This is a genomic window from Streptomyces sp. JJ66 (genome assembly GCF_019303495.1).
GTDB lineage: Bacteria > Actinomycetota > Actinomycetes > Streptomycetales > Streptomycetaceae > Streptomyces.
This window is the reverse complement of sequence record NZ_JAEVFI010000001.1, coordinates 53,186-68,090: the sequence shown is the minus strand read 5'-3', so window position 1 is coordinate 68,090 and position 14,905 is coordinate 53,186. Positions and strand designations below refer to the sequence as shown.

Annotated in this window: 13 protein-coding genes; 4 read left to right on the top strand and 9 right to left on the bottom strand. The window is 71.2% G+C overall.

Annotated features, from left to right (window positions below; genetic code table 11):
* Nucleotides 1-8: 8 nt before the first annotated feature.
* Together JJV70_RS00330 and JJV70_RS00325 are read right to left on the bottom strand one after the other, a co-directional pair.
* Nucleotides 9-965, bottom strand: coding sequence for an L-tyrosine 3-hydroxylase (locus tag JJV70_RS00330; RefSeq protein WP_219045441.1), 957 nt, complete (start codon nt 963-965; stop codon nt 9-11).
* On the bottom strand, nt 962-1,465 hold the full coding sequence (locus JJV70_RS00325) for a VOC family protein (protein WP_219045440.1): 504 nt from the start codon (nt 1,463-1,465) through the stop codon (nt 962-964). Before JJV70_RS00325 ends, JJV70_RS00330 begins: the two co-directional genes overlap by 4 nt.
* Nucleotides 1,466-1,982: 517 nt before the next feature.
* On the opposite strand from JJV70_RS00325, the gene JJV70_RS00320 reads away from it, so the two are divergent.
* The 4 genes from JJV70_RS00320 to JJV70_RS00305 all read left to right on the top strand — a co-directional run bounded on the left by JJV70_RS00320 (nt 1,983) and on the right by JJV70_RS00305 (nt 6,790).
* Nucleotides 1,983-2,804, top strand: a complete 822-nt coding sequence (locus tag JJV70_RS00320) for an SDR family oxidoreductase (RefSeq protein ID WP_219045439.1) — start codon at nt 1,983-1,985, stop codon at nt 2,802-2,804.
* A gap of 289 nt (nt 2,805-3,093) precedes the next feature.
* A complete protein-coding gene (locus JJV70_RS00315) occupies nt 3,094-3,921 on the top strand; it encodes an inositol monophosphatase family protein (protein WP_219045438.1) in 828 nt (275 codons plus the stop codon).
* 12 nt (nt 3,922-3,933) lie between these two features.
* A complete protein-coding gene (locus JJV70_RS00310; protein WP_219045437.1) occupies nt 3,934-5,355 on the top strand; it encodes an NAD(P)/FAD-dependent oxidoreductase in 1,422 nt (473 codons plus the stop codon).
* A 298-nt stretch (nt 5,356-5,653) separates the two neighbouring features.
* Nucleotides 5,654-6,790: a glycerate kinase gene (locus JJV70_RS00305; RefSeq protein ID WP_219045436.1), complete on the top strand. Its 1,137-nt coding sequence runs from the start codon at nt 5,654-5,656 to the stop codon at nt 6,788-6,790.
* A 69-nt stretch (nt 6,791-6,859) separates the two neighbouring features.
* On the opposite strand, the gene pssA is transcribed toward JJV70_RS00305, so the two are convergent.
* The 7 genes from pssA to ccrA form a co-directional block, all read right to left on the bottom strand.
* Nucleotides 6,860-7,720 carry a CDP-diacylglycerol--serine O-phosphatidyltransferase gene (gene pssA, locus JJV70_RS00300; protein ID WP_374227219.1) on the bottom strand — a complete coding sequence of 287 codons (861 nt, stop codon included), beginning with the start codon at nt 7,718-7,720 and terminating at the stop codon, nt 6,860-6,862.
* On the bottom strand, nt 7,707-8,354 hold the full coding sequence (locus JJV70_RS00295) for a phosphatidylserine decarboxylase (RefSeq protein WP_219045435.1): 648 nt from the start codon (nt 8,352-8,354) through the stop codon (nt 7,707-7,709). The genes pssA and JJV70_RS00295 overlap by 14 nt, the downstream gene beginning before the upstream one ends.
* Nucleotides 8,355-8,532: 178 nt before the next feature.
* Complete coding sequence (locus tag JJV70_RS00290; protein WP_219045434.1) at nt 8,533-9,738, bottom strand: acyl-CoA dehydrogenase family protein; 1,206 nt, start codon at nt 9,736-9,738, stop codon at nt 8,533-8,535.
* Nucleotide 9,739: 1 nt separating this feature from the next.
* A complete protein-coding gene (locus tag JJV70_RS00285; protein WP_219045433.1) occupies nt 9,740-10,261 on the bottom strand; it encodes a MaoC family dehydratase in 522 nt (173 codons plus the stop codon).
* Nucleotides 10,262-10,264: 3 nt separating this feature from the next.
* Nucleotides 10,265-11,230 (bottom strand): CoA ester lyase, encoded by a 966-nt coding sequence (locus JJV70_RS00280; RefSeq protein ID WP_219045432.1) that lies wholly within the window; start codon nt 11,228-11,230, stop codon nt 10,265-10,267.
* Nucleotides 11,227-13,257, bottom strand: coding sequence for a protein meaA (locus JJV70_RS00275; RefSeq protein ID WP_219045431.1), 2,031 nt, complete (start codon nt 13,255-13,257; stop codon nt 11,227-11,229). The genes JJV70_RS00280 and JJV70_RS00275 overlap by 4 nt, the downstream gene beginning before the upstream one ends.
* 26 nt (nt 13,258-13,283) lie before the next feature.
* Nucleotides 13,284-14,624, bottom strand: a complete 1,341-nt coding sequence (gene ccrA, locus JJV70_RS00270; protein WP_219045430.1) for a crotonyl-CoA carboxylase/reductase — start codon at nt 14,622-14,624, stop codon at nt 13,284-13,286.
* Between the last annotated feature and the right edge of the window lie 281 nt (nt 14,625-14,905).

The following is a 14,905-nucleotide window of genomic DNA, read 5'->3' as shown; positions in this document are numbered from 1 at the left end:
CAGGCGGCTCAGCGCTTCGGCCCGTCCACCAGCCGGGCGGCGTGGCGCGCGGCCTCGGGCAGGATCGCTCCGATGCGGCGTTCGCAGGCGGCCACCGAGCCGTGCCAGACCTCGGCGTCGTCGTCCCGGCCCAGCGGGTACAGACCGTTGCCGGCCAGGTCGAGGGCTACCGCCCGCAGTCTGCGCAGCAGCTGGGCGGCCACGGCGGCGTCGGACACCGGGCCGCGCAGGGTCATGAAGAAGTTGTCGTAGAGCGCGGCGGTCCGCTCGGAGGGACGGACCGGCGTCTGGGCCATCGTCTGCTGGAGCAGCGAGTGCCCGCTGGGCACCAGGCGGGCGGCGACGCTGTCATGGACCGCGCGGTGGGTGTCGATCGCGGCCCGCAGCCCGGCGGCCCGCTCGTCGTTCAGCCACGGTAGCGGCCGACCGCGGTACAGGGCGCGCACTGGCGCGAAGTCGGGAGCCCAGGTGCCACTGAACGCCCGGTGCTGGAGGAACATCACCGGCCGGATCAGACTCTGGTAGACGCCGCGTGGACACGATCCGCTGTACAGCAGCATGGCGCAGTACGCGTGGGTGTAGGTTTCCAGCCGTTCCAGTACACCCGGCTGGGGAGCCCCGTGCGCGGATGCCTCGGCGATCAGGCGGCCCGTCAGGTGCCACAGTGCGAAGGTCACCTGGTGGCCGGTGATCCACCGGAACCAGAACAGCTGGTCGTAGGCGGCGATGGGCGGTGCCGCGAGCAGGGCAGGGCCGGCAGGCTCCTGGCCGGAGAGCACCGACAGCTCCACGCACACCCGTTCCGGATCGCACGGGGGTACGGTCAGGGGCTGGTGTTCCGCGTCGGCGGGGGCTTGGCCGACGGGGGGCATCACCAACGGCTCCAGACCGTAGGGAAAGTCCCCGAAGTCCCAGGCCGCGACTGGCTGCGCGGTCGTGCGGGGCGGTGAGGTGAGCGCACTCATCGGCTTCCTTCCGGCACGTGGGCGAACTCGTACTCCAGGCCGTTGACGTCGAGCACGTACAGGCTGCGCACGCCGTCGTCGTCGATGACGATGTCGGTCGGTTGCTCGGAGCTGGCGAAGGTGAACCGGCCCGACCGGTACAGCCTCAGCCAGCGGTCCCGGGCCGTCTCCAGCTCCGCGGGCGTGTCCACGCGCAGGCACACGTGCTGGAACTGGAACGACTCGGCGGGCGGTACGCGGCGCGTGTGCCCGGCCCGGTCGAACAGGTGGAAGCGCAGGTCACCGACGGCCAGTTCGACCAGGCGGCCGATGCCCGGCAGCCGACTCAGGGTGAGGTCGGAGAAGTGGTCGAGTTCCCACCGCTTCTCGGCCCCGAAGAACTCCTGGTACCAGGTGATGGAGTTCTCCAGGTCGGCGGTCTGCACACCGACGTGGTGGATGGCCGGCCGCAGGCCCGCCGGGGCTGGCCGCGTCGTCGTGGCGTGCTCTGGCTGGGACATGGCTTTCGTCCTTCCGGGATGCTGCGGGAGGGTGAACGCCGCGCTGCGTCGCGGTGGATCACGGGGCCCGCTCGCGGCGGCGCGCGGTAATCACGGGGCCGAATGCGGATGCCACGGCTTTCCGCCGGGAACGGCGAACGCCGTGCGGGAGCCCTGGCCGTGCCCTCCGGCAGGACGCACGACGCGGGCGGTGCGAAGAGCGGTACCACACAAAAGCAGGCCCCGCGCGACCAGGGAAATGTGCTGCGGCCCCTGCGTTTTCCGCTTGTTGACGCAGGCACGGGCTTCGCGCTCCGCGTACACGGCGCTGGTGAGATTACCGGAACATATCTTCGCCGCTTTTGGGCCGTCAACGCAGAACCATCAGAACAGCTTCAGGTGTTGGTGAAGGGAGCTACAGACAGTGCTGTGCGTCCTGCTCAGCGGAGGTGCTGGCGGAAATTGGCGCGAAGTCGGCGTGGAGCGGGGCGTTGTCGCGGCCCTTCGGGCCTCCCACCCGGCTATCGTTGCCGACTATATGGATACTGCACCTGTTCTCGTCACGGGAGCCACGGGCTCGGTCGGCCGCCGGGTCGCCGCCCAGCTGCGCGGCCTGGGGGCGCCGGTCAGAGCCGCCTCGCGGCGTGGCCCCACACCGTTCGACTGGACCGACGAGGCCACCTGGGAACCGGCACTGGACGGCGTGCGCGGCGCCTTTCTGCTCGCCCCTGACGGCGTCGGGCTGAACCCGCGTTTCGTCGCCCAGGCCGTGGACAGCAAAGTCCGCCATCTGGTGCTGCTGTCCAGCCGCGCCATTGAGGTGATACACGACGAGCGGCTGCTCGCCGCGGAGCGGGCCGTGCGCGACAGCGGCGCCGAGTGGACGGTGGTGCGGTCGGACTGGTTCGACCAGAACTTCGACGAGGGAGCCTTCCGCGCCGCGGTGCTCGGGGGCGAGCTGGCGGTCCCGGTCGGTTCGTGCAAGCAGACCTTCGTAGACCTCGACGACGTCGCCGCCGTCTGTGCCGCCGTACTGACGGCGCCCGAGGAACACGCCGGGCGCACCTACGAGGTCACTGGGCCGCGCGCGCTGTCCTTCGCCGAGGCGTGTGCCACGATCACCCGGGCTTCGGGGCGGCCGGTCACGTTCCACGGCGAGGAGGACGCCTACCTCGCCCAGCAGGCCGAGATCGGGCGCTCGCCGCAGGACGCCGCCGAGGACCTCGCGGCGTTCGCCGCCCTGCGGGCCCTGGGCGACGCCGAACCGCAGGACACCGTGGTGCGGGTGGCGGGGCGTCCCGCGCGGCCGTTCGAGGAGTACGCGGCCGCAGCCGCGGCAGCGGGCAGCTGGACCGGCTGAAGCCCTCCACCCCGCCCACGCGCCACGCGTCCTTCTGCCCGCGTGGGTCCGTTGCTCCGGGCCCACGCGGGCAGGAGGACCCAGCAGGCGACGGACCACTCCACCGTCTGCGGCTTCAGCCGGTGCCCCGTGACGAAGCGGCGGAAGGACCGGCCCGGTCAGCACGCCCGTCGTCGGCGCCCCAAAGGCCGCGCTCGATGCCCACGGCGCCAAGGTGAGCTGAGCCCTGAGCACCGGACGCCCCTCGCCCGCCCCGCCCGGTGTCCTGGGGGCGTGGTTGGATAGGCACATGATCGACGACGCGCTCACCGCCGGGGTCGAAGCGGCCGTCCGCAAGGCCTCCGCCGAAGAGATCATGCCGCGCTGGCGGCAGCTCGCGGACGACGACGTGCTGCAAAAAGCGGGCCCGCACGACCTGGTCACCATCGCCGACCGGCGCGCGGAGGCCCACTTGGAGGAGTCGCTGCCCGCGCTGCTGCCGGGCTCGGCGTTCGTCGGCGAGGAAGGCGTGCACGCCGACCCGTCCGCCCTGCACGCCCTGCACGGCGACGCGCCGGTGTGGATCGTGGACCCGGTGGACGGCACCCGCCAGTTCGTGCGCGGCGAGGAGGGCTTTTGCACCCTGGTCGCCCTCGCCCACCGTGGTGAGCTGCTGGCCTCCTGGACGTACGCGCCCGCCCGGGACCAGCTGGCCACCGCCTGGCGCGGCGGCGGCGCCGCGCTGGACGGCCGCGCGCTGACCTGCGGCTCGCCCGAAGCCGGGGCCCCGCTGCGGGTCGCCACCGACCACCCCGACTTCATCGACGAGGACCGTCGCCGCGCCCTGCTGCGGCTGCGCGTCGAAGGCATCGCCCCGCGCCCCAGCGGCTCGGCGGGCCTGGAGTACCTGAAGGTCGCCACCGGCGAACTCGACGCCACGGCCTACGGATGGGAGAACCCGTGGGATCACGCCGCCGGGCTGCTGCTCGTCGCCGAGGCGGGCGGCACCCATGCCACCAGCGACGGCACCGCGTTCACCCTGACCGGCGGCAACGCCCTGCCGTTCGTCGCCGCCCGGGACGCGGCCACCCAGGGGCGTATCCTCTCGGTGCTGTCAGGAGCGCACCCCGGGCGATGAGGGAGAGCTGACGTGCCGTCCATGCGCGATGCGGTGGTCGTGGGAGCCGGGCCGAACGGGCTCACCGCGGCCGTCGAGCTGGCCCGCCGGGGCTTCACGGTCGAGGTGTTCGAGGCGAAAGACACCGTCGGCGGCGGCGCCCGTACCGAGGAGCTGACGCTGCCCGGCTTCCGGCACGACCCCTGCTCGGCCGTCCACCCCCTGGGGGTGGGCTCGCCCGCGTTCCGGGCCATGCCGCTGGAACGCTACGGCCTCACCTGGCTCCACCCCGAGCTGGCGATGGCCCAGCCCTTCACCGACGGCACGGCCGCCGTCCTGGCGCACTCGGTGGGGGAGACGGCCGCCTCGCTGGGGCCACGGGACGCCGGGACGTACCGCAGGCTGCTCGCCCCCTACACCGGCCGCTGGGACACGCTCGCGGCGGACTTCCTCACCGTCCCCTGGGACGGCTTCCCCCGCGACCCGGTTACCCTCGCCCGGTTCGGGGCCGTCGGTCTGCCGCCCGTCTCCTGGCTGCTGCGCCGCTTCCGCGACGACCGGGCCCGCGCGCTGTTCGCCGGACTGGCCGCGCACGTCATGGCCCCCCTCAGCACACCCGCCACCTCCGGTCTGGCCCTGGTGTTCGCCCTCGCCGCGCACGAGCACGGCTGGCCGCTCGCGCGCGGCGGCTCCCAGGCCATCTCCGACGCGCTCACCGCCTACCTGCGGGACCTGGGCGGCGCCGTGCACACCGGCGTGGAGGTCAAGCGGCTCGACGAACTCCCGCCCGCCCGCGCCTACGTCTTCGACACCGCGCCCTTGGCTCTCGCCCGCATCGCCGGGCTCTCAGACGCCTTCTCCCGCTTCCGGCACGGCGCGGCCGCGTTCAAGATCGACTACGCGCTGGACGGCCCCGTCCCGTGGACCGCGCCCGAGGTCCGCCGTGCCGGTACCGTCCACCTCGGCGCGAACACCGCCGAGATCAGCGCCGCGCTCACCGCCGCTTCCGGCAGCCGCCACGCGCCCGAGGTGCCGTTCCTCATCACCGCGCAGCCCACCCTCACCGACCCCGGCCGCGCCCCGGACGGCAAGCACGTCTACTGGGCCTACGGCCACGTCCCGGGCGGCTGGGACGGCGACCTCACCGACGCGATCGAGCGGCAGATCGAACGCTTCGCCCCCGGCTTCCGCGACCTCGTGCTGGCCCGTGCGGTGGCCGGGCCGCCGCAGCTGGCCGCGCGCAACCCCAACTACGTCGGCGGCGACATCGCCTGCGGCGCCTTCACCGGCCTGCAGACCGTGCTGCGCCCGCGCCTGGCCCGCGTCCCCTACGCCACCGGGCACCCCGCGGTGTACCTGTGCTCCGCGGCCACGTGGCCGGGCCCCGGCGTCCACGGCATGTCCGGCCACAACGCCGCCAAGGCCATCTGGCGCCGCCTGCGCGCCACCCCCTGAACTCCCCGCTCCCGGAAACCGGCGGACGCTGCGCCCGGCTCCCCTGTGGCTTTCCCGCTGTGCGAGGGTGTGGCCCCCGGCTCCGGTCCGCGAGCCGGGGAGCCCCAGGACCTGGCCGCAGGCCGTGCCGCCCGGCGGCGCGGCAGCCGGGGACCGGGGCCGTCCGACCCGGGTTCCGGGAAGGCACGGTCCCCGGCCGGGGGCTGGGGAGGGGACAGGGGCACACCGCACCGGAACCCGGCCTCGGATAAAGTCGGACGCGGCGCGACTGCCCGTTCGAAAGCAAGGGACGACCTACATGACGCACACAGGGCGCGTGCTGATCGCCGCGGACAAGTTCAAGGGCTCGCTGACGGCCGTGCAGGTCGCCGAGCACGTGACGGCCGGGCTGCGGCGTGCCCGCCCGGATGTCGAGGTCGAGGCCCTGCCCGTGGCCGACGGCGGTGACGGCACGGTCGTCGCGGCGGTGGCGGGCGGTTTCGAGCGCCGCGAGGTCACCGTCACGGGTCCGCTCGGCACCCCGGTGACGGCGGCGTACGCGCTGCGCGGGGACACCGCGATCGTCGAGATGGCCGAGGCGTCGGGTCTGCAACTGCTGCCCGAGGGCCGCTTCGCCCCGCTCACCGCCACCACCTACGGCAGCGGCGAGCTGCTGCTCGCCGCAGTCGAGGCGGGCGCGAAGACGGTCGTCTTCGGCGTCGGCGGCTCGGCCACCACCGATGGCGGTGCGGGCATGCTGGCGGCGCTGGGTGCCCGCTTCCTGGACGCTGACGGACAGCCGCTCGCCCCCGGCGGCGGCCCGCTGAGCGAGCTGGCCACCGCCGACCTCTCGGGCCTGGATCCCCGCCTGAAGGACGTCGAGATCGTGCTCGCCAGCGATGTGAACAACCCGCTCACCGGCCCGCAGGGCGCTCCGGCCGTCTACGGGCCGCAGAAGGGGGCCTCCGAGGAGGACGTCGCGACGCTGGACGCCGCGCTGGCCCACTACGCCTCCGCGCTGGCCGAGGCGATCGGGCCGAGGGCCACCGAGTGTGCCCAGGCTCCGGGCGCCGGTGCGGCTGGCGGCATCGGCTACGGCGCGCTGGTCGGCCTGGACGCCACCTTCCGGCCGGGCATCGAGGTGCTGCTGGAGGTGCTGGGCTTCGCTCCCGCGCTGGAGCGGGCGGACCTGGTCATCACGGGGGAGGGCTCGATGGACGCCCAGACGCTGCACGGCAAGGCGCCCGCGGGTGTCGCGTCGGCGGCACGGGCCGCGGGCAAGCCCGTGGTGGCTGTCTGCGGCCGTCTGGCGATCGAGGAGTCGCGGGTCGCGGAGGCGGGCATCGAGGCCGTCTACGCCCTGTCCTCCCTGGAACCGGACCCGGAGAAGTCCATGGCGGGCGCGGGTCCCCTGCTGGAAGAGATCGCCGTCCAGCTCGCTGAGACCCACCTGTAACCCGGCCAGCGAAACGCCCGCTCACCCGCGACCCAGTGTCGCGGATGAGCGGGCGGAAAGCCCCAGGTGCTAGCCCTGCGCGGCGGTCCGCGCTGCCCGCCGGTCCACCCGGAAGGTGTTGACGCGCCGGGCCGTGGCGAACAGCGGGATCACCGCACCGAGCACCAGCTGCAGCGCGCACCCGGTCTGGAGCAGCAGTTCGCCGCCCGGGGTGCCGAGCGCCCACGCGGCCAGCATGCCCATGGACAGCAGAATCCACGTCAGCATCCCGACGGCGAGCAGCCCGCGCGGCTTGGGGTACTCCACACGGCTGACCATGAGCCACGCCGTGCCGATGATCGCCAGCAGCGTCGGCACGAACGGCAGCTCCAGCAGCACGATCGACACCACGGTCAGTGCACCGAACGGGCTTGGCATGCCCTGAAAGATGCCGTCACGCAGGGTGACGCAGGAGAACCGGGCCAGGCGCAGCACCACCGCCAGCAGCACCACGATCGCGGCCAGCGCCGAGACATGCTGGTTGGCGTCGGTGGCGACCATGCCCCACACCAGCACGAAGTACGCCGGTGCCAGCCCGAAGCTGATGAGGTCGGACAGGTTGTCCAGCTCGGCGCCCATCGCGGACGCGCGCAGCTTGCGGGCCACGATGCCGTCGAACAGGTCGAAGACCGAGGCCAGCAGCATCAGCATGACGGCCGTGGCCGCGCTGGAGCGGGCCATGCCGCCGTCGCCGCTGCCGGTCAGGTGTGGGATCAGCACCCCGGTGGTAGTGAAGTACACCGCCATGAACCCGCAGGTCGCGTTGCCCAGGGTCAGGGTGTCCGCGATCGACAGGCGCATCGACAGCGGCATCTCGTCGTCGTCGTCCTCCAGGCCCCAGGCCGAGGACGCCGGGGAAGTACGGGGACTGTCGGGATCAGTCACGGTCAAGGCGTGTCACCCCCGCGGTCGTCGTCTGGCCGACCTCGACCGCCGCCTCGACGCCCTCGGGCAGATACACGTCGACGCGGGAGCCGAAGCGGATCAGGCCGATCCGCTCGCCCTGCTCGACCTTGGTGCTCCGTGGCACGTACGGGACGATCCGCCGTGCCACGGCGCCGGCGATCTGCACCATCTCGATGTCGCCGAGTTCGGTGTCGAAGTGCCAGACGACCCGCTCGTTGTGCTCGCTCTCCTTGTTGAAAGCCGGAACGTATCCACCGGGAATGTGCTCCACGGACCTCACGGTGCCGGCCATCGGCGCGCGGTTGACGTGGACGTTCAGCGGGCTCATGAAGATCGCTACGCGGGTGCGGCCGTCCTGCCACGGCATGATGGACTGCACGACGCCGTCGGCCGGGGAGATGACCCGGCCCTCGGCGATGTCCCGCTCGGGGTCCCGGAAGAACCACAGCATGCCGGCGGCGAGCGCGGTGGCCGGCACGGCGAGCACCCGGGCCGCGCCGGAACGCCGGGAGGCGGCGAGGCTGACGGCCGCGGTGGCGAGCGTCGGGAGGAACCACGGTGTGGCTCCGCGAGCGATGCGGACGCGACCACGGGGTGCGGGAGATGAGCGGTGGGGCATGGAAGACCTTCGTAGCGGAGGGTGCCGCGCGGATTCGGTGGACCACGGCTTTTCCCCGCATGATATCGGCTGCGGACGGCAACTGGGAAAGCCAGCGCCCTCGTCGGCCCCGGGAAGCGCGGTTCGGGGTGTGACCTTCCCCTCGAAGGAAACACCCCGAAACCGGATATAACGTCACTCAGTCCTGGAGTCGGTACTCCTCCAGCAGGCGCCGCCCAATGATCATGCGCTGGATCTCCGCCGTACCTTCACCGATGAGCAGCATCGGGGCTTCCCGGTACAGGCGCTCGATCTCGTACTCCTTGGAGAAGCCGTAGCCGCCGTGGATGCGGAAGGCGTCTTCCACGACCTCCTTGCAGTACTCGGACGCCAGGTACTTGGCCATGCCCGCCTCCAGGTCATTGCGCTGCCCGGAGTCCTTCTTGCGGGCGGCGCCGACCATCAGGGCGTGCGCGGCCTCCACCTTGGTGCCCATCTCGGCCAGCTTGAACTGGATCGCCTGGTGCTGGGCGATGGGCTTGCCGAAGGTGCTGCGCTGCTGGGCGTAGGAGACGCCCAACTCGAAGGCCCGCTGGGCCACTCCGCAGCCGCGCGCGGCCACGTTGACCCGGCCGACCTCGACGCCGTCCATCATCTGGTAGAAGCCGCGCCCGGTCTGGCCGCCCAGGACCCGGTCGGCGGGGACGCGCAGGCCGTCCATGATGAGCTCGGTGGTGTCCACGCCCTTGTAGCCCATCTTGTCGATCTTGCCGGGGATCGTCAGCCCCGGCTTGACCTGGCCGAAACCGGGCTCCTTCTCCACCAGGAACGTGGTCATCGACTTGTGCGGCGCGGTCCCCTCGGGGTGTCCCTCGTCGGTGCGGCACAGCACCGCGACCAGGGAGGACGAACCGCCGTTGGTCAGCCACATCTTCTGGCCCGTCAGGACGAACTCTTCCCCGTCCCGCACGCCCTTGGAGGAGATGGCCGACACGTCCGAGCCAAGCGCCGGCTCGGACATGGAGAACGCGCCCCGGACGTCACCGGCCGCCATCTTCGGCAGAAAGTAGTCCTTCTGCTCCCGCGTGCCGTGCTGCTTGAGCATGTAGGCGACGATGAAGTGGGTGTTGATGATGCCGGACACGCTCATCCAGCCGCGGGCGATCTCCTCCACGCACAGCGCGTAGGTCAGCAGCGACTCACCCAGCCCGCCGTACTCCTCGGGGATCATCAGCCCGAAGACGCCGAGTTCCTTCAGGCCCTCGACGATCTCAGTCGGGTACTCGTCCTTGTGCTCCAGCTCCGTGGCGACCGGCAAGATCTCCTTGTCGACAAAACCACGGACGGTGCTGACGATCTCCCGCTGGATGTCGGTCAGCCCCTCGGTCTGCGCCAGACGTCCCATGTCACTTACCGCCCTTCGGGTGCTCGGCCAGCTGTGGCCGCCCCGGCTGCTCGCCGCCCCGCTGCGTGATGTACTCCTCGGTGGGCACCATGACCTTGCGGCGGAAGACGCACACCAGCGTCCCGTCCTGCTTGTAGCCCTTGGTCTCCACGTAGACGATGCCCCGGTCCGACTTGGACTTCGACGGCGTCTTGTCCAGCACCGTCGTCTCGCCGTAGATCGTGTCGCCGTGGAAGGTCGGTGCCACGTGCCGCAGCGACTCGATCTCCAGGTTGGCGATCGCCTTGCCCGAGACGTCCGGCACCGACATGCCCAGCAGCAGCGAGTAGATGTAGTTGCCCACCACCACGTTCTTGCCGAAGTCCGTCGTCTTCTCGGCGTAGTTGACGTCCATGTGCAAGGGGTGGTGGTTCATCGTCAGCAGGCAGAACAGGTGGTCGTCGTACTCGGTGACCGTCTTGCCCGGCCAGTGCTTGTAGACGGCACCGACCTCGAACTCCTCATAGGTGCGGCCGAACTGCATCGCTTACGCCTCCGGGGCCTCGAACTTGCTGGTACGGGTCATGCCGGCGGCGCGGCCCTTGCCCGCGACGACGAGCGCCATCTTGCGGCTGGCCTCGTCGATCATCTCGTCGCCGAGCATCGCCGAACCCTTCTTGCCGCCCGCCTCGGAGGTGTAGTACTCGTACGCGTCCAGGATCAGCTCGGCGTGGTCGTAGTCCTCCTGGGAGGGCGAGTACACCTCGTTGGCCGCGTCCACCTGGCCCGGGTGCAGCACCCACTTGCCGTCAAAGCCCAGCGCCGCCGAACGCCCGGCCACCTCGCGGTAGCCGTCCACGTTCTTGATCTGCAGGTAGGGGCCGTCGATGGCCTGCAGGTCGTGGGTGCGGGCGGCCATCAGGATGCGCATGAGGATGTAGTGGTAGGCGTCGGCCGGGTAGCCGGGCGGCTGCTCGCCCACGACCAGCGACTTCATGTTGATCGACGCCATGAAGTCGGCCGGGCCGAAGATGATCGTCTCCAGGCGCGGTGAGGCGGCGGCGATCGCGTCCACGTTCACCAGGCCCTTGGCGTTCTCGATCTGCGCCTCGATGCCGATGCGGCCGACCTCGAAGCCCATCGTCTTCTCGATCTGCGTCAGCAGCAGGTCCAGCGCCTGTACCTGGGTGGCGTCCTGCACCTTCGGCAGCATGACGCAGTCCAGGTTCGGCCCGGCACCCTCCACGACGGTCACCACGTCGCGGTAGGTCCAGTGTGTGGTCCAGTCATTCACCCGCACGACGCGGGTCTTGCCGCTCCAGTCGCCGTTGTTCAGCGCGTCCACGATGGTGTGCCGCGCGCCCTCCTTGGCCAGCGGCGCGCAGGCGTCCTCCAGGTCCAGGAACACCTGGTCAGCCGGGAGGCCCTGCGCCTTCTCCAGGAAGCGCGGGTTGCTGCCCGGTACCGCGAGGCAGGAACGACGCGGGCGCAGGCGGTTGACGGGGGTGCTCATGCGGGGACCTCCAGGGGGTCGAGCTGGTTCGCGGTGCGGATCGCATCGACGATACGGCCGATGATCTCCGTGATGCCGAAGTCCTTCGGCGTGAAGACCGCCGCGACACCGGCGGCCTTCAGGGCGTCGGCGTCGGCGGAGGGGATGATGCCGCCGACGATGACGGGCATGTCCGCCGCCCCCGCCTGGCGCAGCCGGTCCAGCACGTCCGGCACCAGCTCGGCGTGCGAGCCGGACAGGATGGACAGGCCCACGCAGTGCACGTCCTCGGCGACGGCCGCCGAGACGATCTGTTCCGGGGTGAGCCGGATGCCCTGGTAGACCACCTCGAACCCGGCGTCGCGGGCCCTCACGGCGATCTGCTCGGCGCCGTTGGAGTGGCCGTCCAGGCCCGGCTTGCCGACCAGCAGCCGCAGCTTGCCGCCCAGCTCCCCGGCGGTGACGGCGACCTTGCGCCGCACCTCGGCCAGCGCGCTGCCCTGCTCGGCGGCGACCGCCACCGGGGCGCTGCTCACGCCCGTCGGCGCGCGGAACTCGCCGAACACGTCGCGCAGCGCCCACGCCCACTCGCCGGTGGTCACGCCCGCGCGGGCGCACTCCACGGTGGGGGGCATCAGGTTCGCCTCCCCGGCGGCGGCCTTCTTCAGCGCGGCCAGCGCCTCCTGGGCCCGCGGCTCGTCCCGCTGGTCGCGCCACCGGTCCAGCGCCCGCACGACGTTCGCCTCGTTGGCCGGGTCCACCGTCATGATGGCGGTGTCCAGGTCCGCTGTCAGCGGGCTCGGCTCGGTGGCCTCGTAGCAGTTGACGCCGACGATCTTCTCCTCGCCCGCCTCGATCCGCGCCCGCCGCTCCGCGTGCGAGGCGACGAGCTGCGACTTGAGGTAACCGGACTCGACGGCGGCCATGACCCCGCCCATCTCCTGGATGCGCTCGATCTCGCTCCAGCACTCGGCCACCAGGGCGTCCACCTTCGCCTCGATCACGTGCGATCCGGCGAAGATGTCGTCGTACTCCAGCAGGTCGCTCTCCAGCGCCAGCACCTGCTGGATGCGCAGACTCCACTGCTGGTCCCACGGCCGCGGCAGCCCCAGCGCCTCGTTCCAGGCCGGGAGCTGCACGGCGCGGGCGCGGGCGTCCTTGGACAGCGTCACCGCCAGCATCTCCAGCACGATGCGCTGGACGTTGTTCTCCGGCTGCGCCTCGGTCAGCCCCAGCGAGTTGACCTGCACGCCGTAGCGGAACCGGCGCTGCTTGGCGCTCTCGATGCCGTACCGCTCGCGGGTGACGCGGTCCCAGATGCGGGTGAACGCCCGCATCTTGCACATCTCCTCCACGAACCGCACCCCGGCGTTGACGAAGAACGAGATCCGCGCGACGACGTCACCCATCCGCTCGGCCGGCACCTGCCCGGAGTCGCGCACCGCGTCCAGCACCGCGATCGCGGTGGACATCGCGTACGAGATCTCCTGCACCGGCGTGGCCCCGGCCTCCTGCAGGTGGTAGCTGCAGATGTTGATCGGGTTCCACTTGGGGATGTGGTTCACCGTGTAGGCGATCATGTCGGTGGTCAGCCGCAGGGAGGGTCCCGGCGGGAAGACGTGCGTCCCGCGCGAGAGGTACTCCTTGACGATGTCGTTCTGCGTGGTGCCCTGCAGGGCGCCGATGTCGGCGCCCTGCTCCTCGGCGACCACCTGGTAGAGCGCCAGCAGCCACATGGCGGTGGCGTTGATGGTCATCGAGGTGTTCATCTGCTCCAGCGGAATGTCCTGGAACAGCCGCCGCATGTCGCCCAGGTGGGAGACGGGCACGCCGACCCGGCCCACCTCGCCGCGGGCCAGCACGTGGTCGGGGTCGTACCCCGTCTGCGTCGGCAGGTCGAAGGCGACCGACAGACCCGTCTGGCCCTTGGCGAGATTGCGGCGGTACAGCTCGTTGGACGCCTCGGCCGTCGAGTGCCCGGCGTACGTCCGCATCAGCCAGGGCCGGTCGCGCGGCGGGCGCCCGCTGGTGTTCTGACGCTCAGTCATGACGTCTCGCGTCTCTACTCGGGTGCTCAGACGTTCCGGAAGCGGTTGATCGCGTCCAGGTGCTTGGCGCGCGTCTCCGGGTCGCTGACGCCCATGCCCTCCTCGGGCGCCAGGCACAGCACGCCGACCTTGCCCTGGTGCAGGTTCTTGTGCACGTCGAAGGTCGCCTGCCCGGTGTCCTCCAGGCTGTAGGTCTTGGAGAGGGTGGGGTGAATCTTGCCCTTGGCGATGAGCCGGTTGGCCTCCCACGCCTCGCGGTAGTTGGCGAAGTGGGAGCCGATGATGCGCTTGAGCGACATCCACAGGTAGCGGTTGTCGTACTCGTGCATGTAGCCCGAGGTCGAGGCGCAGGTGGTGATCGTGCCGCCCTTGCGGGTGACGTAGACGGAGGCGCCGAAGGTCTCGCGGCCGGGGTGCTCGAAGACGATGTCGATGTCCTCGCCGCCGGTGAACTCGCGGATGCGCTTGCCGAAGCGCTTCCACTCCCTGGGGTCCTGGGTGCGCTCGTCCTTCCAGAACTTGTAGCCCTCGGCGTTGCGGTCGATGATCGCCTCGGCGCCCATCGAGCGGCAGATCTCCGCCTTCTGGTCGCTGGAGACCACGCAGATGGGGTTGGCGCCGCCGGCGAGGGCGAACTGGGTGGCGTAGGAGCCCAGGCCGCCGCTCGCGCCCCAGATGAGGACGTTGTCGCCCTGCTTCATGCCCGCGCCGTTGCGCGAGACGAGCTGGCGGTAGGCGGTGGAGTTCACCAGGCCCGGGGCGGCGGCCTCCTCCCAGCTCAGGTGCTGGGGCTTGGGCATGAGCTGGTTGGACTTGACCAGGGCGATCTCGGCCAGGCCGCCGAAGTTGGTCTCGAAGCCCCAGATGCGCTGCTCGGGGTCGAGCATGGTGTCGTTGTGGCCGTCGGCGGACTCCAGCTCCACCGACAGGCAGTGCGCGACCACCTCGTCGCCCGGGTTCCAGGTGTGGACGCCGGGGCCGGTGCGCAGCACGACGCCCGCCAGGTCGGAGCCGATGATGTGGTAGGGCAGGTCGTGCCGCTGGGCAAGCGGGGAGAGCCTGCCATAGCGCTCCAGGAAACCGAAGGTGGAGACCGGCTCGAAGATCGACGTCCACACCGAGTTGTAGTTGACGGAGCTGGCCATGACCGCCACCAGGGCCTCGCCCGGCCCCAGCTCGGGCACGGGCACGTCGTCCAGGTGCAGCGACTTGCGCGGGTCCTTGTCCCGGGTCTCCAGGCCCTGGAACATCTCCTGCTCGTCCTTGTGCACGGTGATCGCGCGGTAGGACTCGGGCAGGGGCAGGGCGGCGAAGTCTTCCTTGGTGCTGTCGGGGGAGAGGATCGCGTCGAGAATCGGGTGAGTCACGGTATGCCTCCGGCGAGCGTGGACGGGGACGCGGGTGGGATGTGAGGCAATGCGGTTCGCCGCAATGACGTGGTGCGCTGACGCGCGGTACGCGGGGTGCGCGTTTCGCCTGGTGACGCAGGCGTGGCCGGGCGCGCGGTGTGGATGTACCGCGGGGACAGCGCCCGTGGCCGACGCCCTCACCATATGACACGCAGTGCCAGCCCACAAGACACCCGGTGCCATTTGCTGTGCTGAGACCGTTCCGCCCACCCGTCCCCGCGTACCGGTGGCGCGCTACC

Coding starts and splice junctions, on each gene's coding strand:
- JJV70_RS00330 (WP_219045441.1), bottom strand. CDS start 965: ATGAGTGCGCTCACCTCACCGCCCCGCACGACCGCGCAGCCAGTCGCG.
- JJV70_RS00325 (WP_219045440.1), bottom strand. CDS start 1,465: ATGTCCCAGCCAGAGCACGCCACGACGACGCGGCCAGCCCCGGCGGGC.
- JJV70_RS00320 (WP_219045439.1), top strand. CDS start 1,983: ATGGATACTGCACCTGTTCTCGTCACGGGAGCCACGGGCTCGGTCGGC.
- JJV70_RS00275 (WP_219045431.1), bottom strand. CDS start 13,257: ATGACTGAGCGTCAGAACACCAGCGGGCGCCCGCCGCGCGACCGGCCC.
- JJV70_RS00315 (WP_219045438.1), top strand. CDS start 3,094: ATGATCGACGACGCGCTCACCGCCGGGGTCGAAGCGGCCGTCCGCAAG.
- JJV70_RS00295 (WP_219045435.1), bottom strand. CDS start 8,354: ATGCCCCACCGCTCATCTCCCGCACCCCGTGGTCGCGTCCGCATCGCT.
- JJV70_RS00285 (WP_219045433.1), bottom strand. CDS start 10,261: ATGCAGTTCGGCCGCACCTATGAGGAGTTCGAGGTCGGTGCCGTCTAC.
- JJV70_RS00305 (WP_219045436.1), top strand. CDS start 5,654: ATGACGCACACAGGGCGCGTGCTGATCGCCGCGGACAAGTTCAAGGGC.
- JJV70_RS00290 (WP_219045434.1), bottom strand. CDS start 9,738: ATGGGACGTCTGGCGCAGACCGAGGGGCTGACCGACATCCAGCGGGAG.
- JJV70_RS00280 (WP_219045432.1), bottom strand. CDS start 11,230: ATGAGCACCCCCGTCAACCGCCTGCGCCCGCGTCGTTCCTGCCTCGCG.